Source organism: Acinetobacter bouvetii DSM 14964 = CIP 107468 (assembly GCF_000368865.1).
Lineage (GTDB): Bacteria > Pseudomonadota > Gammaproteobacteria > Pseudomonadales > Moraxellaceae > Acinetobacter > Acinetobacter bouvetii.
This window is the reverse complement of record NZ_KB849725.1, coordinates 514573-537991: the sequence shown is the minus strand read 5'-3', so window position 1 is coordinate 537991 and position 23419 is coordinate 514573. Positions and strand designations below refer to the sequence as shown.

Here is a 23419-nt window from a genome sequence, read left to right as displayed (position 1 = left end):
TCCTCTCTCTAAAACAAGAGAGGATGTATTTGTTAAAAATTAGATTGTTAAAACTTTTTCGCCGCGTGCGATACCAGATACGCCTGAACGAACGACTTCCAGAATGGTATTTTCAGCCAAGGCATCAATAAAGCCATCAATTTTTTCAGTCGTACCTGCAATCTGGATGGTATACGTCGTCGGCGTTACATCGACAACTTGCGCACGGAAAATATCCGCTGTGCGTTTAATTTCTGCACGCGCTGCGCCTAAAGCTTTCACCTTAATCAGCATCAGCTCGCGCTCAATGTGCGCGCCTTCAGACAAATCAACCACTTTTACCACTTCAACCAACTTATTCAGCTGCTTGGTAATCTGTTCAATTTTGTGGTCATCGCCGTAAGTGGTCAGCGTAAGACGAGATAATGTCGGATCTTCAGTCGGTGCAACATTTAAAGTCTCAATGTTGTAATTACGCTGAGAAAACAGGCCAACCAAACGGGAAAGCGCGCCAGCTTCGTTTTCTACGAGTACAGAGATAATGTGTCTCATTGTGTACGCTCCCCTTTGCCTAACCACATATCCTTCATTGACTGACCAGCAATCAGCATTGGATATACATGCTCTGAACGGTCAACCATCACGTTAATAAATACGCACTTGTCATTGATCGCCATGGCTTCAGCCAACTTAGACTCAAGCTCATCCGCATGGTCAATTTGAATACCAACGTGACCATAAGCTTCCATCAGTTTTGCAAAGTCAGGCAATGACTCTACATAAGAACTTGAATGGCGGCCTTCGTAGTTCATATCCTGCCATTGTTTTACCATGCCAAGCGCACGGTTGTTTAAGCACAAGATTTTCACATTCAAGCCATACTGCTTACAGGTAGACAGCTCTTGAATACACATCTGGATTGAAGCTTCGCCAGTGATACACACTACTTGCTGATCCGGGAACGCAAGCTTGGCTGCCATCGCATATGGCAAGCCCACACCCATCGTACCTAGGCCACCTGAGTTGATCCATTGACGTGGACGCGTATATTTATAGTACAGCGCGCCAAACATTTGATGCTGGCCAACGTCTGAAGTAATAATCGCTTGGCTATTGGTAATTTTGTCTAAAGCGGCAACGACTTGCTGCGGCTTCATTGTACCATCAGTCGTTTTCTCATACTTCAAGCCATGAACTTGACGCCATTCATCAATTTGCTTCCACCAATCCGCAATGATTTCTGGATTTGGCTTAGATACATTCAACTGTTTCAATTGCGCCAGCATTTCCTGCAATACAGGTTCTACCGCGCCCACAATTGGGATGTGCGCCATGATGGTTTTCGAAATTGTCGCAGGATCAATGTCAATATGAATGACTTTAGCGTTTGGACAGAATTTCGCAGGGTTGTTAGTTACACGGTCATCAAAACGCGCGCCGATACACAGAATCACATCTGCATTGTGCATCGTCATGTTGGCTTCGTATGTACCATGCATGCCCAGCATACCGATAAATTGCGGATCATTGCCCGGGAACGCGCCTAGGCCCATCAAAGTATTTGTTACTGGGTAACCTAGCAAATGCGCAAGTTCAGTCAATTGCTCAGAAGCATTGCCTTGAACAACACCACCGCCTGAATATATAACAGGACGCTTCGCGTTAATCAGCTCATCAATCGCTTTGCGGATTTGGCCTGAATGACCGCGGTGAGGCGGCTGGTATGAGCGCATCTTCACTTTTTCAGGATATTCGTAAGCGAATTTTTCTGCAGGATTGGTTGCATCTTTAGGAATATCAACAACAACAGGTCCTGGACGGCCTGAAGATGCGATATAAAATGCTTTTTTGATAATTGCAGGGATTTCACTGGCATGACGCACTTGGAAGCTGTGTTTCACGATTGGACGTGAAATACCCACCATATCTGTTTCCTGGAACGCATCTTCACCAATTAAATGCGAAGCAACTTGACCAGACAAAATCACCATTGGGATTGAGTCCATATAAGCTGTTGCGATTGGAGTTACAGTATTGGTTGCGCCTGGGCCCGAAGTGACCAGCACTACACCCGTTTTACCTGTTGCACGCGAATAAGCATCTGCCATATGGCCCGCAGCTTGTTCATGACGCACGAGGTAATGATTGATTCGTTCTTGTTGAAATAGCGCATCGTAAATATGCAATACTGCGCCGCCTGGGTATCCAAAAACATGTTCAACGCCTTCGTCCGCCAATGCGCGAACAAGCATTTCACCACCAGATAAAAGTTCCAACGTGATTCACCCTAATCTTTTTTTCACCGCCAAATGGGAGACATTTGGGGCAGTTCATTTGTTAACTGTATGCACTGTTATAGCACACATATTTCATAGTTTTCATGGCAATAGGAAAAATTTGTGATCTGACTGCTGTTTGAGCAATATGAGATCTAAAACCTGCTGGGATAAGCATGTTTTATTCACTTTGTTCAGCTTCTCGGCTAGAGAAGTTGTCCATTGCATGACATGACACTTATTCGAAGGGTGATCGACTAAGGCATTTAAAACTAAAACAGCATTTTTGTTGTTTCGACTATTAAAGTCAAGTTTAAAAATTAGCTTTTTTCTGTTTATTTACAGACCGTTTATTTTTTAAGCTTTGGATAATCTGCCCGCGCCGCTTTTCTTTTCAGCTTTTGCAGAAGAAAAAGCTAAATGATTAAATTATTTTATATATTAGATAAATATATTTAATTAATATAAGCCAGCGAAACGGCCCGCTTAACGTATTCGTGCATGGCCTGAAGCCAGCCTGCAGCAATATCTGGCTAATTTTCAGCCGCATGCTGCAGTTTCTACAGCACAGCATTCTATCTGCGCCATTTTATCCCATCCGCTTCAAAAATTTATAGCATCAAGGTAAAAAAAAGCGCAAAATTTTATTTTTTAATGCAGGCTAAAACTGCATTTTGGATACAGTCAAGGAAAAGAATTCATCATGAAAATGACTTTTTTAAAATTGGGGAATGCACTTCCTGCACTTGCGCTTATTTTCACCGCACAAAGCAGTCTTGCACAGAATTTTTATAAATGGGTGGATGCTAAAGGTTCAACGCATTACACCGCTACTCCGCCGCCGAAATCGGCCAGTAAAAAAGGAAAAGTTGAAACCTACGGCTGGAAAAATTCATCAGCTGCGCCTGCTGCACAGAATGAAGCCAGTCCTGATGCAGAAGCGGTAGCAAAAGAAGCTGAAAAAGCAGTCCAAGAAAATAAGCCTGCAAATATTCCTCAAATTCCTGCTGAAGAGATGCCGAAGTAGTTTTCTGAATTTAATTCCGCCGCAAGCTGCAGCCCCAATCGCAGAAAAGCATGGCGCAAAATTCACTTTTCAGTGCATTTTGCGCTATGCTGTACCACACAGTTTTTTAACCATTACGCTCAAATACATTTATGACTACTCATATTGACCCTGAATATCAAGCAAGTGCGATTGAGCCCCAAGTCCAGAAAGACTGGGAAGATCGCAAATCGTTTAAAGTTGCAGACACGGTAGAAGGCCCTCATCGTTATATCCTCTCGATGTTTCCTTATCCAAGTGGCAAACTGCATATGGGTCATGTGCGTAACTACACCATTGGCGATGTCATCAGCCGTTTCCACCGCCTCAAAGGTGAAACAGTCCTGCAACCGATGGGCTGGGATGCTTTCGGCCTGCCTGCTGAAAACGCGGCGATTGCCCATCAAGTTGCACCGGCAAAATGGACCTTTGAAAATATTGCCTATATGCGTGACCAATTGAAAAAATTGGGGCTTTCAGTCGACTGGGATCGTGAATTTGCGACTTGTACGCCTGAGTACTATCACTGGGAACAATGGTTATTTGTTCAGCTGTATAAAAAAGGCCTGATCTACCGCAAACTGTCTACAGTGAACTGGGATCCAGTGGATCAAACCGTTCTGGCCAATGAGCAAGTTGAAAACGGCCGCGGCTGGCGCTCTGGCGCATTGGTTGAAAAACGCGATATTCCAATGTATTACTTCCGCATCACTGACTATGCGCAAGAATTATTAGACGATTTAGACACTTTAAAAGACGGCTGGCCGCAGCAAGTCTTGACCATGCAGCGCAACTGGATTGGCCGTTCACAAGGGATGGAAATCACTTTCCCTTCTGCCAATCCTGAAGTTTATGCAGACGGTTTAACGGTATATACCACACGTGCGGATACCCTAATGGGTGTCACCTATGTTGCGGTTGCAGCGGAACATCCTTTGGCTTTAAAAGCGGCTGAAAGCAATGAAACTCTAAAAGCCTTCATTGAAGAATGCCGCATGGGTTCAGTGGCAGAAGCTGACCTTGCCACTGCCGAAAAGAAAGGCATGGCAACTGGCCTTTCTGTGAAGCATCCTGTGACAGGTGAAGAAGTGCCTGTCTGGATCGCCAACTACGTGCTGATGTCTTACGGTTCAGGCGCAGTGATGGCTGTTCCTGCACATGATGAGCGCGATTATGAATTTGCCAATAAATTTGATTTAAACATCAAACAAGTGATTGATGCCAAAGGCGCTGACGATGCTGAGTATTCTGCAACTGAATGGCAAGAATGGTACGGTTCTAAAGAAGGCAAATTGGTCAATTCAGGCGAATTTGACGGTCTAGAGTTCCAAGCTGCATTTGATGCATTCCTTGCTAAATTAGAACCGCAAGGCTTGGCAAACGCTAAAGTTCAATTCCGCTTACGCGACTGGGGCGTATCCCGCCAGCGTTATTGGGGTTGTCCAATTCCAATGATCAACTGCGACAAGTGCGGCCAAGTGCCAGTGTCAGAAGAACAGCTTCCTGTTGTACTTCCGACAGATGTTGTTCCGGATGGTTCAGGCAACCCATTGAATAAAATGCCTGAATTCTATCAAACCACATGTCCATGCTGCGGCGGCGAAGCGCGCCGTGAAACCGATACTTTGGATACGTTCGTAGAGTCTTCTTGGTATTATGCACGTTACGCTTCACCTGACTTTACCGGCGGTTTAGTTAAACCTGAAGCAGCCCAATCATGGTTGCCGGTGAATCAATATATCGGCGGTGTAGAACATGCGATTCTGCATTTGCTTTATGCACGCTTTTTCCACAAATTGATGCGTGATGAAGGCGTCGTGCAAGGCAATGAACCATTCACCAACCTTTTAACGCAAGGCATGGTGCTTGCAGATACCTTCTATCGTGAAGCTGAATCAGGCAAGAAAACTTGGTTTAACCCTGCCGATATCGAACTTGAACGTGATGAAAAAGGCCGTGTTCTTTCTGCAAAATATACAGGCGATGGTCAAGAAGTTGTCGTTGGCGGTCAGGAAAAAATGTCGAAATCGAAAAATAACGGTATCGACCCGCAAGCGATTATTGATCAGTACGGCGCAGATACGGCGCGCGTATTTATGATGTTCGCTGCGCCGCCTGATCAATCACTTGAATGGTCGGATGCCGGTGTTGAAGGCTCTAACCGTTTCTTGAAGCGGGTATGGCGTTTAGTTTCCGGGTTCCTTGAAAAAGGCAACGATGCAACTGCGTTTGATGTGGCTCAGCTTTCAACTGAAGCGCAAGACCTGCGCCGCAAAACCCACGAAACCATCCAAAAAGTGGGCGATGACATTGAACGCCGCCATGCATTCAATACCGCCATTGCCGCAATGATGGAATTGCTGAATGCCAACAACAAGTTTGAAGCCAAAGATGATAATGATGTTGCGGTTGCCCGCGAATCCATTACCGCTTTGCTGACTTTGCTTGCGCCTTTTGCGCCGCATTTAAGTCAGACTTTATTGGCTCAATTCAATATCGATTTGACTTCAGTGCTGTTCCCGGCTGTGGATGCGTCTGCGTTAACGCGCAATACGCAAACTATCGTGGTTCAAGTCAACGGCAAACTGCGCGGCAAATTGGAAGTATCAGTTGATGCCTCTAAAGATGACATCTTGGCGCAGGCGAAAGCACTGCCTGAAGTGCAGCAATTCTTGACGGGCCCAACCAAGAAAGAAATTGTGGTGCCGAATAAATTAGTGAATTTGGTGGTTTAATTGCTTTATAACCCCCTTCTCTTGCGCCATATATGGCTCAGGGAGAAGGCTGGGATGAGGGTTGTTAAATCAATTAACCTCTCCCTAACCCTCTCCTAAAAGGAGAGGGAACTTAAGGAATAAAACAATTCCCAAACAAAGCCCGTTGCCAGTCAGCGGGCTTTGACTTTACAATCCCATGCATTGAACAAAACAATATTCATCTCAAAACTGCCTATAAGTTTGAGAAAACCTATCAGAGGATACCGCATGCATTTGGTTCAACGCGCTGCAGCAATCGTATTAACCTTGGGTCTAGGTGCAGGCTTGACGGGCTGCGGCTTCCATTTAAAAGGCACCAATCCTAATGTTGCGCCGGTCACTTATGCCAACATGAAACTGGCTTTGCCCAAAGATACCGAAGAACTTGAAGAAAAATTGAATATTTACTTAGGCGCTGCCGGAATTAAAATCAATAACGACGCTCAGGCCTATACGCTGCGCGTACTGGACTATACGCCGCGCCGCATGGAGCTGAATGGCAAGCTGGTTGAAACACTGCTCCGCCTGAGTGTCACTTTCCGCATTGAAGATGCGCAAGGCAACCCGGTCACAGAACCGCGCACGGTTATGGCGACACGCACCTATCAATATGATGTCGCAACAGTGAATACTGATGATCAGGAACAAAAATTCCTGAATCAGGTGATCATTGATGATGTGGCGCAGCAGATTGCCCGCCAAATTGCATCGAACCGCCTGCCGCTGGCAATTCAGCGCACAGCAGCGCCAGCTGCCAAATAAGCTGAACTGTATTTATGAAGCTCGATTACCTGCAAGCGCTTAAGCGTGTCGATGAAGCCCGCGGCGCATGGGTGCTGCATGGTCAGGAACCGCTGCTGGAACAGAATCTGATTGATGCATTCCGCGCCAGCTGGCATAAGCAGGATATCGAACGGCAGCGCTATGACATCAGCAGCGTCAGTGACTGGAAAACCGTATTTAATGCGCTGAACAGCCTATCGCTGTTTTCCAGCCAGCTGGCTATTGAAGTTCATGGCAGCATTAAGCCTGATGCCAATGGCCTCAAAGAGCTGAAAAGCTATATTCAGCACAATGAGCACAACCTCCTGCTGGTTGTGATGCCCAAACAGGATGCCAGCAGCCTGAAAACGGCATTTTTTCAAGTCATTGACGCCAATGGCGTGAATGTTGCGCTCACAGCAAATTATCCGAAAGACCGTCAGCAAATTTTAGCTGCCGAAGCGCAAAAGCTCGGGATCAAGCTGGCCAATGATGCATGGCAATGGCTAGAACAGCATCATGAACATAACCTGCTGGCGGCTAAAAACAGCCTGATGCGGGTCAGCGACACATTTTCAGATGTCGAGATCATTCAAATTGATCATCTGTATTCTTGCCTGCAGGATCAGTCCCGCTACACAACTTATGATATGAATGACGCGCTGCTGCAGGGCAACTTGGCGCAGGCTGTTAAAATTTTTCAGTACCTGATCGCTTCTGGCGAACCGATGTCACTCATCCTTTGGAGCATCAGTAAAGAAATGCGCCTGCTGATGGCGCTGTTTGAACAGCCGCAAAATGCATTGCAGCTGGGAATTTGGAAAACCAAAATCAGCCTGTATCAGCAGGCATTGCGCCGCCTGGATGCCAATGTTTTCTTGACTTGGCCTGCCCTGCTGCTGCGCATTGATGCCTCCATCAAAGGCCTAGGCGATGAAAACCCTGAACATTTGGTGCTGCAAGCGATTGCCAGCCTGTGCGGCAAAACTTTATTTGCACCGTCAATGGCTTAACTGAAGAAACGCGAAAACCAGCTTTTGCCTTTTTTCTGTTCCTGCGCGCGCAAATAGTGCAGCATATTGTCTCTCACACTATCCACATAGTCCTGATCATCATGCTGAATATGGTTAATCAGCCACTTTGACAATAAGCGGTACAAGTCATTTTCGATCGATTCCCCAAGCTCAAATTTTTGACGGTAATCATTCAGCCGCTTGACAAATAATTCGTGAATGCCTCTGTGGGAGGGCAAATACTGATAATGCACTTGCTCCAGTAAATTTTCTTCAAAGCTGAAATGCGATTGCGTATAGTCAATCAGATCGTTTAAGACCTCTCTGATCTTATCGCGCTCTCCGCTGACTCTAATTTGATCCAAAGCATTAATATAATCTAAAATTTGGCGGTGCTGATGATCAATCACATCGATGCCGATATTATAGCTGTCATTCCACTCCATCATTTACCCCTTATAAATTTCCATATTCAAGAAATATTTCCTGCACAATTGTTATGCAAATCTTTCTTATTCTTAATCCCATAATTTTTTTATGGGATTTGATCTTACAATTTTTTATTCTTGAAAGCTATAGACATAAGATATAATTTTCAAACTTATTCAGCTGAATTAAGCGCCAGATTTTTCACCATAAATTCAACAGCAAAAACCCGAATACAAAATAGTTTGAACACCAGCTATTCAGCACAATCAGAAGTTTTTGTTCTGAATTTAACTTCCGCTTCAGCAACACTCGCTATCGCAGATACCTGTTTATCACAGTTTTTCTACATGCTTTCACAATCAGACTCAAGCAGCCATTCATAAGGTCTGATGATGCTTCCAGAGCAGCTCTTCTAAATTTGCTGACATTTCTATTGTGCAGAAATGCAGTCATGCAAAAAATGCGAGAAAAATGATCTTCACAAGGGCTTTAGCAGCTCAATTCGCCACTTAAAATAATAATCATTTCGGTTTGGAATAAAAAATTCACGGTTTATCCGCATTTCGAACTTATAATCTAAAAATTATACTTTTCATGCCTGCCCCATATGCCAAAAATAAAACCAACCAAAATTATGCTTGCGATTGTCTGCACTCTGGCCGTTGCCCTCACCGCCTGGTATTTTTTTAAGCCCAAGCAGGAACAGCCGCAATACATCACCGCTGAAGTGTCCCGTGCTGATTTAGAGAACTCGGTATTGGCGACAGGTGTGCTTGAAGCAGCCAAAATGGTCAGCGTCGGCGCGCAGGTCTCTGGACAGGTTAAAAAGATGTATGTGCAGCTGGGTGACCAAGTCAAACAGGGCCAGGTGATTGCGCAGATTGACTCTGTCCGCCAAACCAATGATTTAAAAACCGCTGAAGCCAGCATTAAAAATCAGCAGGCGCAGCTGGCTGTAAAAAATGCCAACTTAGCCAAAGTCGAAGCGGAATATAACCGCCAAAAAGCCATGTATGCGCAAGATGCGACCTCACGCGCTGAATTGGAATCGGCCTTAGCCAGCTTTAAAACTGCACAGGCCGATATTGATGCCATTAACGCGCAAATCGAACAGTCGCGCCTGACGTTGGCCACAGCAAAAGAAGATTTAGGCTACACCCAGATTGTAGCGCCTATGGATGGCACAATTGTGGCGATTGTGACTGAAGAAGGCCAAACCGTGAACGCCAATCAAAGCGCGCCAACCATCGTTAAATTGGCAAAATTAAACGATATGACCATCAAAGCTGAAATTTCAGAAGCCGATGTCATGAAAGTTGAAAAAGGCCAGCGTGTATATTTCACCACCTTAGGCGACAGTGAAACCAAACATTATGCAGCTTTGCGCCAGGTTGAACCTGCACCCTCTTCAATCAATAATGAAACCAGCAACAGTTCAACCTCTTCTTCCAGCACGGCGGTGTACTACAACGCTTTGTTTGATGTGCCAAATGAAGACGGCAAGCTGCGTATTGATATGACTGCGCAGGTTTACATTATTTTAGACGAAGCAAAAAATGCGCTGACGATTCCAGCCGCAGCCATTCAAGCATCCAACCGTCCTGACCGCAAAAATAAAAACAGCACAGGCAATGATAGCGCAGCCAGCCAAGCTGCGGCCAGCAATGACCCGGCTAAAGCCAGCCGCCCAAAACGCTTAGAACTGTCTGATGCGGAAAAAGCCTTAATCCAGCAAGGCAAAGCCTCTATGGCAATGGTGCGTGTGGTTCAGGCGGACGGCTCAGCGAAACCGCAGCCAGTGCTCATCGGCTTAAACAACCGGGTTACTGCGCAAGTGCTGAAAGGCTTGAAGCAAGGTGAAAAGGTGGTGATCGCCGATGGTTCAGACACCAGCAATGATTCTGCAAAACGCAGCAACCGCAACGCCGGCCCAATGAGAATGTAATCATGAGTCAACATCAGCAGCCTCTGCTTGAGGTGAAAGATCTGACTCGTGAATTCCCGGCAGGGGAAAGCACGGTTCAAATCTTAAAAGGCATAAATTTAGCAATTTATCCTGGCGAATTAGTCGCGATTGTCGGCCAGTCCGGTTCAGGCAAATCGACCTTAATGAATATTCTCGGCTGCCTGGATCAGCCGTCCAGCGGCAGCTATAAAGTTAAAGGCCGTGAAACCCGCCAGCTTGAACCCGATGAACTGGCGCAGCTGCGCCGTGAGTATTTCGGCTTTATTTTCCAGCGCTATCATCTTCTTGGCGATTTAAACGCGGCCGGCAACGTAGAAGTGCCTGCAGTTTATGCAGGTGTGGATGCAGCTGAACGCCAGCAGCGCGCCAAAGACCTGCTGACCGACTTAGGGCTGGCTGAAAAAACCCAAAACCGCCCCAGCCAGCTGTCAGGCGGGCAGCAGCAGCGGGTTTCCATTGCCCGCGCGCTGATGAATGGCGGCGATGTCATCTTAGCCGATGAACCCACAGGCGCATTGGACAAAAACAGCGGCATTGAAGTGATGCGTATTTTGCGCGAGCTGAATGCCAAAGGCCATACCATCATTTTGGTCACGCATGATCACAATGTGGCAAAAAATGCGACCCGTATTATTGAGATCAGTGACGGCAACATTATTTCCGATCTGCCGAATGTGCCTGAAACAGATGATGAACCTTTAGAAAAGCAGGAATTGCAGCCGGCCATCAAAAAAAGGACGCCGGCATGGCGCTCTGCCGCGGACCGGTTAAGCGAAGCCTTCCGCATGGCGCTTCTGGCCATGAATGCACACCGCATGCGTACGTTCCTGACCATGCTAGGCATTATCATTGGTATTGCTTCTGTTGTATCTGTGGTCGCGCTGGGCAATGGCTCGCAAAAGCAGATTCTAGAAAATATCAGCAGCCTCGGCACCAATACCATTACCGTATACCAAGGGCGCGGCTTTGGCGATAACTCACGCTCGGCTCAAGTGAAAACTTTGGTTCCTGCCGATGCCACAGCCCTGTCCGAACAGCCCTATGTAGACGGCGTCAGCCCAACCGTCAGCAGCAGTGTTACGGCGCGTTTTAAAGATACCGAAGCCTCTGCAACGGTAAATGGCGTCAGCGCAGATTACTTTTATGTTAAAGGCTTGACCTTTGCGTCCGGTCAGCCCTTTGATCAGGAAAGCGTTACTGAGCAGTCTCAGGATGTGGTCATTGATGACAATACCAAAAAGACCTTTTTCAGCGATGGAACCGACCCAGTCGGGCAAGTGATTCTGCTGGGCAGCGTCCCGAGCCGCATTATCGGCGTCGTAGAAGCGCAAACCGGCATGATGGGCAATAATGACAGCTTAAATGTCTATCTGCCTTACTCAACGGTGATGAGCCGCATGCTGGGACAGGCCAATGTGCGCAGCATTATTGTGCGGGTGAAGGATGAATATCCGAGCGCAGCCGCTGAAAATGCCATTTTGAATCTGCTGGTGCAGCGCCATGGCGCGCAAGACGTGTTTACCCAAAACTCTGACAGTATCCGCGAAACCATTCAGCAAACCACGCAAACCATGACGCTGCTGGTGTCTGCCATTGCAGTGATCTCGCTTGTGGTCGGCGGGATTGGGGTGATGAATATTATGCTGGTTTCCGTCACTGAACGCACACAGGAAATCGGGGTGCGCATGGCGGTTGGCGCGCGTCAAAGCGACATCTTGCAGCAGTTCTTAATCGAAGCGGTTCTGGTCTGTATTCTGGGCGGCATCTTAGGCGTCTTGCTGTCTTTAGGCATTGGACAAATTATCAGTCATTTTGCCGGAGATACCTTCCAGATGGCCTATTCAACCACATCGATTGCCGCAGCCTTTGTCTGCTCAAGCATGATCGGCATCGTATTCGGATTCATTCCCGCACGCAACGCTGCGCAGCTGAACCCTGTCGATGCCCTGTCTAGAGAATAAGGAAATAAATATGCAATTGAATTTAACTAAACTTGCAAGCGCCTTGGTTCTCTGCAGCAGCCTTGCCGGCTGTGCCGCTATGGTGCGCACGCCATACGAGCAGCCGGCAGTCAATATGCCCAGCAGCTTTCAAAACAGCAAAGCGGCGAATCAAAAAATTCATGCGGATGCTTATGCTGATCAGTGGTGGACATTATTTAATGATGCAGAGCTCAATCAGCTGATCAGCCAAGTATTGGATGCTAATACGGATTTGGCCGTTGCCGGCATCAACCTCCGCCAAGCGCGCCTGCAAGCGGGTTTAGCGCAAGATAAGCAAGGCCCGCGCGTCAGCTCAAGCGCATCGGCTGGACATAATTTTGACTTAAACTCCGGCGATGATTCATCTAAGGGCCTATCGCTCAGTGCCGGCGTCAGCTATGAATTAGATTTATTCGGCAAACTGTCCAGCCAAACTGAAGCCGCCAAATGGGAAGCCTCAGCAACCGAACAGGATTTACAGGCCACCGCGCAAAGCCTAATTGCCACGGCTGCCAATTTATACTGGCAGCTGGGCTATCTGAATGAACGCTACAGTGTGGCGCAGCAGAATTTAGCCAGCACACAGAAAACTTATGACCTAGTGAAAGTTCAATATAAAGCCGGCGCGGTTTCAGGCTTGGATCTCGCCTCTGCAGAACAGTCTGTACAAAGCCAAAAGGCGGCTTTAAGCCAAATTGAGCAGCAGAAGGTTGAAACGCGGACTGCGCTTGCAGTCCTGCTGCACGAACCCGTACAGCAGCTGACCATTGCTGAGCCGCAGCGCCTGCCGCGCATTGCCATGCCGAATATTGCGGCGGGCTTGCCTGCAGACCTGCTGTCACGCCGTCCAGACTTGCAGGCCAGTGAACTGCGCCTGCGCAAAACCTTAGCCAATAAAGACGCCACGAAAGCCAGCTATTACCCATCGATCAGCCTGACGGGCACTTTAGGCTCTTCCAGCACCTCATTGACGCAATTATTGCAAAATCCAGCATTGGCGCTGGGCGCCAGCCTCAGCCTGCCATTTTTGCAATACAATGACATGAAGAAAGATTTGGCAATCAGTGATCTGGACTACGAGAAAGCCATTATTCAATACCGCCAAACCCTATATCAGGCTTTTGCCGATGTAGAAAATGCCCTGTCCAACCGCACTGAATTAAACAAGCAGGTTGCGTTTGAAGAGCGCAATGTGCAACTGGCGGAAAAAACGGAACGTTTGACGGAAGTGCGTTACCGCAATGGCGCGATTGCATTGAAAAATTTAATTGATGCTCAGAAAACGACGCGGGACGCCCGCCTGTCTTTGGTTCAAGCCAAGCAAAGCCAATACAATGCCTATGTGACATTGATGCAGGCTTTGGGCGGCAGTCCAATTAAGCCGCTGCCTTAATGCTCTCTTGGTTCCATGTAAAAAGCCCTGCGGGGCTTTTTATTTGCCTTATTTAAACTCAATAAAAAACGCCGGACTTTAGGCGCCGGCGCGTTGCAGTCAGCCGGTAATTACAGCACTGGGCGCTGCTCTAAATAATCGTCAATATCCTCTAAGCGTTCGATACTTTTCTCATGCCCCATCACGCTGCCTTTTTCCAGCCAGCTGCGGGCCAGCTGAATATTGCGCTCTGCCCCTAAACCATGCGTATACACATGCGCCAAATTGACATAAGCATCAGGATTCAGCAGATTCGCCGCCTGCTGATAAAATTCCAAGGCTTGCGTTAAGTCCCGTGTCAGCATCTTGCCTTGCTCATGCAGCTCACCGCATAAATTCAAGGCTGCCGCATTGCCCTGCTGAGCGGATGCCTGCAAATACTGCAGCGCCTGCAGCTGGCTGCGCTTCCGGTCCGCCGGATTATTTTCGGCAAACAGTGCCTGCGCTAGTAAATATTGCGCTTCCGCATGTCCAGAATCAGCCGCCTGCTGCAAATAATACTGCGCCTCAACCTCATCGCTCACATCAGCAAATACGCAGCCTGAATAAATTTGATAAACATAAAACTGGGCGGCGGCATGGCCTTGTTCCGACGCTGACATTAAATAATTTAAAGCGCGTTCATGGGTTGGCAGCGGATAAGTGGGCTGGCTATAAAACAGGCCGATGGCATACAGCATGTCGGCATCGGTCTGCGGCTTAAAATTCCAGGCCTGCTGCGCCGCTTTTTGAATCAGCTGCCTGGCCTGCACAGCATCGTATTGTGCGCCACGGCCTGTAAAATAGCACAGCCCCATGCCAAATAAACTGTTGGCATGTGTTTCACGCTGTTCTGCATATCGGTACAGTTCCAAAGCCTTTTCCGGCGCATCCGCCACTAAGTAATGTTCAAAATACAAGGCGGCGATTTGACGCAGCGCAAAAGCATTGCCGTCATTGGCCGCCTCGGACCAAAAGCGGAAGCCTAAGGTTTCCTGATGCTCCACATACCAGCCATGAAAATGCGCCGCGCCTAAAATCGCCTTGGCTTGCGCATTTTTGTGCACTTTGGCCTGATCTAAAAGCTCATGATAAACCCGCTGGCGCTGATCGGCATCGATTGCCCCTCTTAGAACCGCAAGCTGATATTCCGCCAGCCCTTGAGCATCCCCCAGCAGCAGGCAGCGTTTGCTAAACTGCATAGCCTTATGCGGGTCTTTTTGCAGAATTTCACCTTGCTGATAATGCAGGGCCAGCTCCTGATTCGCGTTCAAATGATCTTGATGGGCGGCTTGAAATAAGTAATACATGCCCAGGTTTAAATTCAGATGCTCTGCATCCGTCAAATAATACTGCGCCAATTGATACTGTGAACCGGCATGCCCCGCCTCTGCATTTTGCGTGAGCAGTTTAAATTTCTGCTGCAGTGAAGCCTGCTGATCTTCTGCCCCAAGTTCAGCGATCCGGTACTGCGCCTCCATATTGCCGCGCGCAACCGCATGACGGTACCAATACAGGGCTTTTTCAGAGTCTTGCTGCTGCTCGAAAATTTGCCCTAGCTGATAAGCGGCTTCATCACCGCCTAATTTGAAGGATTTTTCCAACAGGCTGATGCCGCTTTGCATATCCTTCGCCCGGCCTTGGCCATTGACGTGCATTAAACCCATTTGCATATAGGCTTGCGGCAAGTCATGCTGCTTTGCGAGCTCACTGTAGAGCTGATAAGCGCGCGCATAATCCGGCTGCGCTGAATCCGAGCTTAAGCGCGCAGCATACTTCATCTGCGCATCTATTTGCTCCACCCACAAGTCGCTCTGCCCCGCATGCGCCTGATCGCGCTTGACAGGGTCCGGACGCTTCCACATCCAAAATGCCAGCGCGCCAATCCCCAAGATCAATATTAAGAAAAACCACATAGCCGCCCCATACGGTTAATTTTTATTTTAAATACTGTTATTCATTCTAAAGGCAACCATCAAAAAAAGCACCGTAATTGGTGCTTTAGTTTGCTTCAGAATGCGCGCTGCTTCAAAGTTTCGGACGCTTTGCATCAAGTTTTTTCAGCGCTTCAGAAACAGCGATCATGGCAAAGCTTGAGGTCACCACTACGGCAGAACCGTAGCCTCCGCAGCGCAGGCCGGCGCTTGGGCAGACATCAGCGCTGGAAAATGGATTATCAATCGAATATACACAGGTAATGCCGAATTTTTCTTTCGGCTTTTTGCAAATGCCTTTGCTGCGCAATTGCGCGCGCAGCTTCGCCAGCATTGGATCCTGTTCGGTTTTCGACAAATCCGCAACCCGGATTTTAAGCGGATCAATTTTGCCGCCGGCGCCGCCTGATACAATCAGCGGAATTTTATTAAAGCGGCAATGCAGCATCAGCGCCAATTTGGCTTTAACATCGTCAATGCAGTCTAAAATCAGATCCGGCGCTGCGGCTAAAAGCGCTTTGACATTATCCGGCGTTAAATAGTCATCAATCAGATTGACTTTAATTTTAGGATTGATGGAACGGCAGCGTTCCGCCATCACTTCAATTTTTTCCATGCCCAGTGTCGATGTCATCGCTGGCAGCTGGCGGTTAATATTGGATGCCGCCACCACATCCATATCCACCAGTGTCAGCTCGCCCACACCTGTGCGCGCCAAGGCTTCAACCGCCCAGGAACCGACGCCGCCAATGCCGATCACCATGACATGGCTGTTTTCATAATGACTGAAGCTGTCTTCTCCATAAATTTTGGCAACCCCCGCAAAGCGGCGTTCATATTCATCTTCCTGGAGCAAATCAGTCATTCTTCAGCTTAATCTTAAATCTGGACAAGGCGCCATTTTAGCAAATTCAGCGCTGAAATGAAGCGCTCTGCATCTAAAGTCCAGGCTATAAAAAAAGAGGCAGGACGCCTCTTCTTTAGATTTTTTAATCTTCCGTTTCTGAATAAAGAGCTTAGTCGTTATTCATAATAAAGAAGTATTCACGGTAATATTTCAATTCTGCAATAGAATCGCGGATATCATCCATCGCCAAATGCGACGCATTTTTCTTTAAACCGCTCATGATTTCAGGGCGCCAGCGTTTTGCCAATTCTTTAACGCTCGACACATCTAAATTCCGATAATGGAAGAACTGTTCCAATTCCGGCATCAAGCGGTGCATGAAGCGGCGGTCTTGGCAAATTGAGTTGCCGCACATTGGCGACACTTTGGGATTAATCCATTTTTTTAAGAATTCGATGGTCTGCTGTTCTGCATCCTGAGCCGTCAATTTGCTGCGGCGCACACGTTCAATTAAGCCGGATTGGCCATGCTGGCGGGTGTTCCACTCATCCATCGCATTGAGGATTAAAGGTGACTGATGGATCGCCAGCACTGGGCCTTCCGCCAAAATATTGAGCTTGTCATCGGTTACAATCGTTGCAATTTCAATAATTTGATCATTATCGGTATCCAGACCTGTCATTTCAAGGTCAATCCAAATCAGGCGGGTATCCGGTGTGCTGCTCATAAATGTGCAATCTTATTAGGCTGTAAAGCGGCTATAGTAGCAAATTTCTTGACCCCGCGCTGTAAATAGACCCCGCTTCATGCTATTTTTGCCTTCTAGATTTTATGGTTTTTTAGGATATGAATGGCTTTAATTCGTAAGCGCCGCCTTACCGAGCAGCAGCAGCGCCGCATTCAAAAACAGCACCAATCCCGTCAGGAAGAAATCGATACCTCGAATGATCTTGAAGGATTAGTCGTTCAGCATTATGGACGCCAGCTGGAAGTTCAAGCACTGTCTGTTCCAGAGGCGCATCCTAAAAAGCCTGCGGTTTCTGCGGGTGAACCCGAACCGTTTTGGAAACCTATTGAACTGGGCAGTGTTTGGCGCTGCCATACCCGCACCAATTTAGAAGCGCTGGTGACCGGTGACCGCGTGAAATGGCAGGCCGATCCGAATACCGGTTTGGGCATTATTACCGCCATTCACCCGCGCCAATCTTTGCTGACCCGCCCTGACCGTTACCACAAAGTTAAGCCGGTCGCCGCCAATGTCAGCCTGATTGTGATTGTTTTCGCCTCTTTTCCTGAAGTTGCGCCCAGCCTGATTGACCGCTATTTAGTCGCCTGCGCCGATGCGGATATTCCAGCCTTGCTGGTCTTGAATAAAATGGATCTGGTTAAAGCTGATGATCCAATTTTAGATCTTGTTCAGGAATATAAAGACCTGGGCTATGAAGTGATGCAAACCCAGTCTTCGGGTGATGTTTCCGCATTGTCTCAGCGTTTGGCGGGAGAAACCGTGGCCTTTGTCGGCCAATCCGGTGTCGGCAAAAGCTCGCTGATCAATACCATTGTTCCTGACGCTGCGCAAAAAACCAATGTCATTTCAGAAAACTCCGCATTAGGCCAGCACACCACGACCTCTACCCGCCTCATCGCCTTTGGTGAAAATGCTGCGCTGATTGACTCTCCCGGGATTCGTGAATTTGGCTTGTGGCATTTGACCACAGAAAGTGTTCAGAATAGCTTTACCGAAATTGCCAATTTGGTGGGTTATTGCCAATTCCGCAACTGCACCCATAAGCATGAAAAACAGTGCGCCCTGCGCGAAGCTGCATCTAAAGGTGAAATTCTGCCGCGCCGCTTAGACAGCTATTTACGCTTAATTGATGAAATTGCGGAAGCGCAGCAAAAAAATTAGTTTTTATTCTGTACGGCCCTTGAAGCGGTGATTTTGATCACCATATTTATCAGCTATACTCTTGGCAGTTTTTTGAATTGTGATTAGGTGACTTGTGGAACGTTGGTTCGAATTTATGGGGAATCACCCCTTCTTATTTGGCACACTTGCTGTATTTGTGGTGCTGTTCTTCCTGTTAGAAGGTCAGCGCAATGGCCGCAAAATTTCACCGCAGTCTTTAGGAATTTTGGCTAAAGCAAAAAATGCCATGTTGATTGATTTGCGTGATGCAAAAGATTTCCGCGAAGGCCACATCAGCGGCAGCCGCAACATTCCTTACAGCCAAATTACCAAGCATCTGGACGAACTGAAAAACTCAGAGCGCCCACTGGTATTTATCTGCAATTTAGGTCAAGTTGCAGGTTCTGCTTTACAGCAGGTCGGTCATGCCGATGCTTACCGCTTAGACGGCGGCATCAGCAACTGGAAAGCGCAAGGCTTGCCACTGGTAAAAGCGAAATAATTGTTTAAGGAGATTTTGAATGGCTGAAGTAACGATTTATTCTACTGCTGTTTGTCCATACTGCATTCGTGCAAAACAGCTCCTTGAGCGTAAAGGCGTAACTTTTAAAGAAGTTAATTTATCCAATGAAGCGCCTGAAGTGCGTGTGGAATTGATGCAGCGCACCAAGCACCGCACCGTGCCGCAAATTTTCATTGGTGAACAATTTATTGGCGGTTTTGATCAGCTTTACGCATTAGAACGTGAAGGCAAACTCGACGATTTACTGGCTTAACAGCCAAACAACATCACATCTTCATATTAAGGATTACAGAATGAGTGAAGAACAACAAGCTCAACCGCAACTTGCTTTAGAGCGTATTTATACTAAAGATATTTCTTTTGAAGTGCCTGGGGCTCAAGTATTTACCAAAGAATGGCAGCCGGAACTGAACATTAATTTGTCCTCTTCTGCTGAAAAAGTTGACCCGACTCACTTTGAAGTGTCTTTAAAAGTTGTGGTGCAAGCGAACAATGCAGGCGAAACTGCATTTATCGTTGATGTCACTCAATCTGGCATTTTCCTGATTGATGCTGTAGAAGAAGAGCGCCTGCCTTACATCCTTGGCGCTTACTGCCCGAACATTCTGTTCCCATTCCTGCGTGAAGCGGTGAATGACATGGTCACTAAAGGCAGCTTCCCGCAATTGCTTTTGACACCAATCAATTTTGATGCAGAATTTGAAGCGAATTTAGAACGCGCTCAAGCCTCTGCTGTGGAAGGCCAGGCTTAAACGCTTGTCTTTCAGCAATAAAAAAGACCGCCATTGCGGTCTTTTTTATTGCCCTATGCTTTTCTCCTTCTCCCTTTGGGAGAAGGTCGGGATGAGGGAAAAATATCATCCCCTCCCCCAGAGGGCGAGGGATTTGATTCAATTGAAGAAGAATCCCTCCCAGCCTCCCTTTAAAAAAGGGAGGAGCAAATTATTCCGCATCCAGCATCAGGTCAGCGCTCATGCCCACAGTATTGAAACCGGCATCGACATACATGATTTCACCGGTAATGCCGTTTGCCCAAGGTGAACACAGGAACAGCGCGGCATTGCCGACATCTTCAATCGTGACATTGCGTTTCAGCGGCGCAACTTTCTCATTTAAATCCAGCATTTTGCGGAATGATTTAATGCCTGACGCCGCCAATGTACGGATTGGGCCTGCAGAAATGGCATTCACGCGGATGCCTTCAGCACCCAAGCTCGACGCTAAGTAACGCACACCCGCTTCCAAAGAGGCTTTCGCCATGCCCATAACGTTGTAGTTTGGCATAACGCGCTCTGAACCTTGATAAGTCAGCGTCAACAGGCAGCCTTGACGCGCCACCAACAAAGGCTTCGCCGCGCGCGCCATCGCAACAAAGCTGTAGGCGCTGATGTCATGCGCGATGTTGAAACCTTCGCGGTCAGTAATTTCAGTGAAGTCGCCGTCTAAAGTATGCGCAGGCGCAAAACCGATAGAATGCACCACACCGTCTAAGCCATCCCAGTGCTTAGCCAGTTCTGTAAATGCGGCCTCAATTTCTGCATCCACAGCCACATCACAAGGGAAAACTAAAGTTGAACCGAATTGTTCTGCAAAATCATCGACACGTTTTTTTAATTTTTCGTTCGGATAAGTAAATGCCAGTTCAGCGCCTTCACGGTGCAGTGCTTGAGCGATACCGAATGCAATAGATAATTTGCTTGCAATACCGGCAATTAAAAAGCGCTTACCCGCCAATAGTCCTTGTGCCATGTGAATCTCACTCGATAAAATTTAACTGCATAATGCCAAGTCTGGAGCATTTTAGAAATTGCATAATGCGCCTTTTTTACAGCAATTCGAAAATCGCCTTTATATTTTCAGATGCAGCGTATCCAGCGTATTGCGCCACATTTGCCGCGCCAGATCGCCTTCATCCGCCTGCAGGCTCTGCGCCAGCCCCTGCAGCACATAGGGCAAATTCACCGGTGTATTGCGTGTGCGCTGCCCGCTGCCGTGCTGGCAGCATAGCGGGGTCATATCAGGGCAATCGGTTTCCAGCACCAAATGCTCAGCGCCGACAGCCTGAACGACGGTATGCAGTTTTCTTGCATTCGGATTGGTAATCTGTCCGGTCACGCCAATTTTAAATCCCAGCTTAATAAAGGCTTTGGCTTCTTCTACCCCGCCGCTGAACGCATGCGCAATGCCGCCTAGGCTGAACTGCTGCTCTTTCAAAATTTTCAGCGTTTCCGCATGGGACTTTCGAATATGCAACAACACAGGCTTGTGATACTGCTTTGCCAGTTCCAGCTGCTCAGCAAAAAAATGCCGCTGCTTGGTAAAAGCATCGGGCTGTTTATGCTGCGGCAGAAAAGTATCTAAACCGATTTCCCCAATCGCCACGCAGTTTTCAGATTGCAGAATCCGCTCTAAATCCAGCAAATGCGGCTCTTGGTGCTGTTCGATATAAAACGGATGCAGGCCGGGCGCCAATTCACTTCTTGGCGCGTTCTTTAAGCTATTGAGAAAATGATGCGTCTGAATTAAATCCCGAAATCGGTTCTGCACAAAGCCAATCAGCACCAAACGCTCTACGCCCGCCTGTTTGGCCGCATGCGCCAATTCCTCCCGGTCGGGATCAAAATCAGGCACGTCAAAATGGGTATGCGTATCAAATAAGGCAGAACGGCTGCGCATTAAGATTTCGCTTTGGCTTCAGAAGCTGGCGCTTCAGCGGCTGCCGGCAGATATTGCGGCTTCAAAATGCCTTGCAGCTGATCATAAGGAAGGGTTAAGCGCGGCAGCCCCACGACATACGGCCCAATTTCATATTCCGCATATTGCAGAATTAAGCCATCTTTCCCCAAGAAATAATTGTCTGACAGTTTAAATTTCCAAGCCTGTTCATATTCATCCACACTGTCTGCAAGCTTAGAATCCATCACCCATGTTTTAAAAGCTTCATGCGCTTTCTTCTGCAATGCGGCTTTTTGTTTCGCGGCTATAATGTCATCCAGTTTGACCAGTTTCTTGGCTTTGAGATCGAAATTATAATACTGCTGTGAGGATGAGCCATGCGCGCCGCCCAAATAGCTGCTGCTGTTCAGCACGACGGTCGCCAATGGCTCCCCTGCATTTAAAATTTTCGGCTTAACCATCAAGCTGATTTTCTGCGCTGAATTTAAATCTTTCAGCTCTTGATCCAATTTAATAAAGGCCTGCATATAAGGCGCAGCCTGCTTCTCTAGTTTTACTTTTGGCGTTTCGACCTGCGCCAATGGCGACTTGGCTTCAGATGCAGCGCTGGCTTCACTGGCCGCCGTTTGCGCTTTGTCCTGAGCAGGCGCCACAGACAGAATCAAGCCCAGCTGCTTTAATATTTCATCATCAATGTATTGATCAATAAAGCTTTGGTTGCTGCTGAGCCGTTCAACTGAAATTTCAGGGCAACTGTTGCCGTCACAGTCCGGCATGTTCAAACTCAGTTTTTCAGAATCGCCGATCAGTTTCATGCTTTGATCCGGCGCTTCTGTTTTCGGTTTTTCTTCTGGCTTCGGTTCAGCTTTCTGCGGCTGGCAGGCGCTCAGCGCAACAGCGGAAGCCAAAATGCTCATCGCCCAAATTTTTTTATGCTTTAACATGAATGAAGTGTCTCTCTTATCTGGCTGACCGGCATCATTCTTCAATGCCTGACATTAAAACATATGCTGATATACGTCAGCTTTCAAGACCTGCTGTGTTTGTTGTTTGCTTAAGTAAATATCCAGCTGCTTGCCGTCTTTGACAATTTCATGCGTGCGGTAATGCAGGCCAATCCCCTCCTGATCGAAAAACCAGTCAGACTGCCCCCAATACAGCTTTTTCGGCGCCGCGGAGCGGACAGCCGCATCCTGATCTTTCAGCCATTTGGCATATGCCTCCTGCACAATCGCATTCATTTTCGCCTGTTTTTGAGCATCCATAATGTCCAGCAGGGCTAAACTTTTCTGGGTATTGCGGTCTGCAACAAAAAAGTAATGGCGGTCTTTCACTTTGACATTTTCCTGCGCAGTATCCACGCCAACCTGCAGCAGCACATACTGATTGCGCTGATACGGAATGCGGGTGTACATGGTTAAGGAATAAGGCCGGTTGGCTTTAAATTCATCTTGCCATGCATCTGATTTTTTCACATACGCATTGATTGCCTGCTGCAGGCTCATGCTCTGCTTCAGCCCGATCTGATCCTGCACCACCAGCGCCTGATTGCGTTCAATCCATGTATTCAGCCACGCGTCTGCGGTTTGAACCGTTTGTATATCCAGATCAATACAGCTTTTATTTTCACAAAAAGGCAACGCAATTTTTGCAGGCTGTTCCTGAATATTTAAATAGGGCAATACTTCCGCTTTTTCAGGCGCAAAAACTGATGTTTTTCTTTCAGATTCAGGCTGCTGCGGTTTTTTAGAATCATCACAGGCGCTCAGCAGCAGGGTCATGCCAAGCAGTGAAAGTGTTACTGCATCCTTGATGATATTCATAATGCTGAGAGGTGAAAGCTTAAAATTAAAATCAATTTATCACAAAATAAAACAGCTTCATGTGAAGCTGTTTTATTTTTCTGTCCGA

The 23419-nt window shown here is 47.4% G+C and carries 21 protein-coding genes; 11 read left to right on the top strand and 10 right to left on the bottom strand.

The window, feature by feature from the left end; genetic code table 11:
• Nucleotides 1-39: 39 nt before the first annotated feature.
• Entirely contained in the window at nucleotides 40-531 is a 492-nt protein-coding gene (gene ilvN, locus F941_RS02580; protein ID WP_005007440.1) for an acetolactate synthase small subunit, read from the bottom strand.
• A complete protein-coding gene (locus F941_RS02575) occupies nucleotides 528-2255 on the bottom strand; it encodes an acetolactate synthase 3 large subunit (RefSeq protein WP_018572778.1) in 1728 nt (575 codons plus the stop codon). The genes ilvN and F941_RS02575 overlap by 4 nt, the downstream gene beginning before the upstream one ends.
• 703 nt (nucleotides 2256-2958) lie before the next feature.
• On the opposite strand from F941_RS02575, the gene F941_RS02570 reads away from it, so the two are divergent.
• The 4 genes from F941_RS02570 (at nucleotide 2959) to holA (ending at nucleotide 7831) form a co-directional block, all read left to right on the top strand.
• A complete protein-coding gene (locus tag F941_RS02570; protein ID WP_005007433.1) occupies nucleotides 2959-3282 on the top strand; it encodes a DUF4124 domain-containing protein in 324 nt (107 codons plus the stop codon).
• Between the two features lie 131 nt (nucleotides 3283-3413).
• Nucleotides 3414-6035 (top strand): leucine--tRNA ligase, encoded by a 2622-nt coding sequence (gene leuS, locus F941_RS02565; protein WP_005007431.1) that lies wholly within the window; start codon nucleotides 3414-3416, stop codon nucleotides 6033-6035.
• A 249-nt stretch (nucleotides 6036-6284) separates the two neighbouring features.
• The gene (locus F941_RS02560) at nucleotides 6285-6818 is read left to right on the top strand and encodes an LPS-assembly lipoprotein LptE (RefSeq protein WP_005007428.1); all 534 of its coding nucleotides are present in this window, start codon (nucleotides 6285-6287) and stop codon (nucleotides 6816-6818) included.
• A gap of 14 nt (nucleotides 6819-6832) precedes the next feature.
• Nucleotides 6833-7831 carry a DNA polymerase III subunit delta gene (holA, locus tag F941_RS02555; RefSeq protein WP_005007426.1) on the top strand — a complete coding sequence of 333 codons (999 nt, stop codon included), beginning with the start codon at nucleotides 6833-6835 and terminating at the stop codon, nucleotides 7829-7831.
• On the opposite strand, the gene F941_RS02550 is transcribed toward holA, so the two are convergent.
• Nucleotides 7828-8277 carry a bacteriohemerythrin gene (locus F941_RS02550; protein WP_018572776.1) on the bottom strand — a complete coding sequence of 150 codons (450 nt, stop codon included), beginning with the start codon at nucleotides 8275-8277 and terminating at the stop codon, nucleotides 7828-7830. The genes holA and F941_RS02550 overlap by 4 nt on opposite strands.
• A 590-nt stretch (nucleotides 8278-8867) precedes the next feature.
• On the opposite strand from F941_RS02550, the gene F941_RS02545 reads away from it, so the two are divergent.
• From F941_RS02545 to F941_RS02535, 3 genes are read left to right on the top strand one after another with little or no spacing between them, the layout of a single operon-like run.
• The gene (locus F941_RS02545) at nucleotides 8868-10205 is read left to right on the top strand and encodes a MacA family efflux pump subunit (RefSeq protein ID WP_005007420.1); all 1338 of its coding nucleotides are present in this window, start codon (nucleotides 8868-8870) and stop codon (nucleotides 10203-10205) included.
• Between the two features lie 2 nt (nucleotides 10206-10207).
• Nucleotides 10208-12187 (top strand): MacB family efflux pump subunit, encoded by a 1980-nt coding sequence (locus F941_RS02540; RefSeq protein ID WP_005007418.1) that lies wholly within the window; start codon nucleotides 10208-10210, stop codon nucleotides 12185-12187.
• Nucleotides 12188-12197: 10 nt separating this feature from the next.
• Nucleotides 12198-13601: an efflux transporter outer membrane subunit gene (locus F941_RS02535; protein ID WP_005007416.1), complete on the top strand. Its 1404-nt coding sequence runs from the start codon at nucleotides 12198-12200 to the stop codon at nucleotides 13599-13601.
• A gap of 110 nt (nucleotides 13602-13711) precedes the next feature.
• Here the strand turns inward: F941_RS02535 and F941_RS02530 are convergent, their stop codons facing one another.
• The 3 genes from F941_RS02530 to orn form a co-directional block, all read right to left on the bottom strand.
• A complete protein-coding gene (locus tag F941_RS02530; RefSeq protein ID WP_005007414.1) occupies nucleotides 13712-15535 on the bottom strand; it encodes a tetratricopeptide repeat protein in 1824 nt (607 codons plus the stop codon).
• A 112-nt stretch (nucleotides 15536-15647) separates the two neighbouring features.
• Nucleotides 15648-16418: a tRNA threonylcarbamoyladenosine dehydratase gene (locus F941_RS02525; protein WP_005007413.1), complete on the bottom strand. Its 771-nt coding sequence runs from the start codon at nucleotides 16416-16418 to the stop codon at nucleotides 15648-15650.
• 151 nt (nucleotides 16419-16569) lie between these two features.
• Nucleotides 16570-17127, bottom strand: a complete 558-nt coding sequence (gene orn, locus F941_RS02520; RefSeq protein WP_005007410.1) for an oligoribonuclease — start codon at nucleotides 17125-17127, stop codon at nucleotides 16570-16572.
• Nucleotides 17128-17250: 123 nt separating this feature from the next.
• On the opposite strand from orn, the gene rsgA reads away from it, so the two are divergent.
• The 4 genes from rsgA (at nucleotide 17251) to secB (ending at nucleotide 19584) form a co-directional block, all read left to right on the top strand.
• Nucleotides 17251-18309 (top strand): ribosome small subunit-dependent GTPase A, encoded by a 1059-nt coding sequence (gene rsgA, locus F941_RS02515; RefSeq protein WP_005007409.1) that lies wholly within the window; start codon nucleotides 17251-17253, stop codon nucleotides 18307-18309.
• 94 nt (nucleotides 18310-18403) lie between these two features.
• Nucleotides 18404-18811 carry a rhodanese-like domain-containing protein gene (locus F941_RS02510; protein ID WP_005007407.1) on the top strand — a complete coding sequence of 136 codons (408 nt, stop codon included), beginning with the start codon at nucleotides 18404-18406 and terminating at the stop codon, nucleotides 18809-18811.
• Nucleotides 18812-18830: 19 nt separating this feature from the next.
• Complete coding sequence (gene grxC, locus F941_RS02505; protein ID WP_005007405.1) at nucleotides 18831-19085, top strand: glutaredoxin 3; 255 nt, start codon at nucleotides 18831-18833, stop codon at nucleotides 19083-19085.
• Nucleotides 19086-19125: 40 nt separating this feature from the next.
• Complete coding sequence (secB, locus tag F941_RS02500) at nucleotides 19126-19584, top strand: protein-export chaperone SecB (protein WP_005007402.1); 459 nt, start codon at nucleotides 19126-19128, stop codon at nucleotides 19582-19584.
• 190 nt (nucleotides 19585-19774) lie between these two features.
• On the opposite strand, the gene F941_RS02495 is transcribed toward secB, so the two are convergent.
• The 4 genes from F941_RS02495 to F941_RS02480 form a co-directional block, all read right to left on the bottom strand.
• Nucleotides 19775-20581, bottom strand: a complete 807-nt coding sequence (locus F941_RS02495; protein ID WP_005007400.1) for an enoyl-ACP reductase FabI — start codon at nucleotides 20579-20581, stop codon at nucleotides 19775-19777.
• 99 nt (nucleotides 20582-20680) lie between these two features.
• Complete coding sequence (locus tag F941_RS02490; RefSeq protein ID WP_005007398.1) at nucleotides 20681-21508, bottom strand: TatD family hydrolase; 828 nt, start codon at nucleotides 21506-21508, stop codon at nucleotides 20681-20683.
• Nucleotides 21508-22452, bottom strand: coding sequence for an RsiV family protein (locus F941_RS02485; RefSeq protein WP_005007395.1), 945 nt, complete (start codon nucleotides 22450-22452; stop codon nucleotides 21508-21510). The genes F941_RS02490 and F941_RS02485 overlap by 1 nt, the downstream gene beginning before the upstream one ends.
• 54 nt (nucleotides 22453-22506) lie before the next feature.
• On the bottom strand, nucleotides 22507-23331 hold the full coding sequence (locus F941_RS02480; RefSeq protein ID WP_005007392.1) for a hypothetical protein: 825 nt from the start codon (nucleotides 23329-23331) through the stop codon (nucleotides 22507-22509).
• Between the last annotated feature and the right edge of the window lie 88 nt (nucleotides 23332-23419).

Excerpts from the sequence above, each read along its gene's own strand:
- F941_RS02535 (WP_005007416.1), top strand. The coding sequence starts at position 12,198 with ATGCAATTGAATTTAACTAAACTTGCAAGCGCCTTGGTTCTCTGCAGC.
- grxC (WP_005007405.1), top strand. The coding sequence starts at position 18,831 with ATGGCTGAAGTAACGATTTATTCTACTGCTGTTTGTCCATACTGCATT.
- secB (WP_005007402.1), top strand. The coding sequence starts at position 19,126 with ATGAGTGAAGAACAACAAGCTCAACCGCAACTTGCTTTAGAGCGTATT.
- F941_RS02490 (WP_005007398.1), bottom strand. The coding sequence starts at position 21,508 with ATGCGCAGCCGTTCTGCCTTATTTGATACGCATACCCATTTTGACGTG.
- F941_RS02495 (WP_005007400.1), bottom strand. The coding sequence starts at position 20,581 with ATGGCACAAGGACTATTGGCGGGTAAGCGCTTTTTAATTGCCGGTATT.
- orn (WP_005007410.1), bottom strand. The coding sequence starts at position 17,127 with ATGAGCAGCACACCGGATACCCGCCTGATTTGGATTGACCTTGAAATG.
- F941_RS02480 (WP_005007392.1), bottom strand. The coding sequence starts at position 23,331 with ATGAATATCATCAAGGATGCAGTAACACTTTCACTGCTTGGCATGACC.
- F941_RS02530 (WP_005007414.1), bottom strand. The coding sequence starts at position 15,535 with ATGTGGTTTTTCTTAATATTGATCTTGGGGATTGGCGCGCTGGCATTT.
- F941_RS02545 (WP_005007420.1), top strand. The coding sequence starts at position 8,868 with ATGCCAAAAATAAAACCAACCAAAATTATGCTTGCGATTGTCTGCACT.
- F941_RS02560 (WP_005007428.1), top strand. The coding sequence starts at position 6,285 with ATGCATTTGGTTCAACGCGCTGCAGCAATCGTATTAACCTTGGGTCTA.
- rsgA (WP_005007409.1), top strand. The coding sequence starts at position 17,251 with ATGGCTTTAATTCGTAAGCGCCGCCTTACCGAGCAGCAGCAGCGCCGC.
- F941_RS02570 (WP_005007433.1), top strand. The coding sequence starts at position 2,959 with ATGAAAATGACTTTTTTAAAATTGGGGAATGCACTTCCTGCACTTGCG.
- F941_RS02540 (WP_005007418.1), top strand. The coding sequence starts at position 10,208 with ATGAGTCAACATCAGCAGCCTCTGCTTGAGGTGAAAGATCTGACTCGT.
- F941_RS02525 (WP_005007413.1), bottom strand. The coding sequence starts at position 16,418 with ATGACTGATTTGCTCCAGGAAGATGAATATGAACGCCGCTTTGCGGGG.
- ilvN (WP_005007440.1), bottom strand. The coding sequence starts at position 531 with ATGAGACACATTATCTCTGTACTCGTAGAAAACGAAGCTGGCGCGCTT.
- F941_RS02485 (WP_005007395.1), bottom strand. The coding sequence starts at position 22,452 with ATGTTAAAGCATAAAAAAATTTGGGCGATGAGCATTTTGGCTTCCGCT.
- F941_RS02550 (WP_018572776.1), bottom strand. The coding sequence starts at position 8,277 with ATGGAGTGGAATGACAGCTATAATATCGGCATCGATGTGATTGATCAT.
- holA (WP_005007426.1), top strand. The coding sequence starts at position 6,833 with ATGAAGCTCGATTACCTGCAAGCGCTTAAGCGTGTCGATGAAGCCCGC.
- leuS (WP_005007431.1), top strand. The coding sequence starts at position 3,414 with ATGACTACTCATATTGACCCTGAATATCAAGCAAGTGCGATTGAGCCC.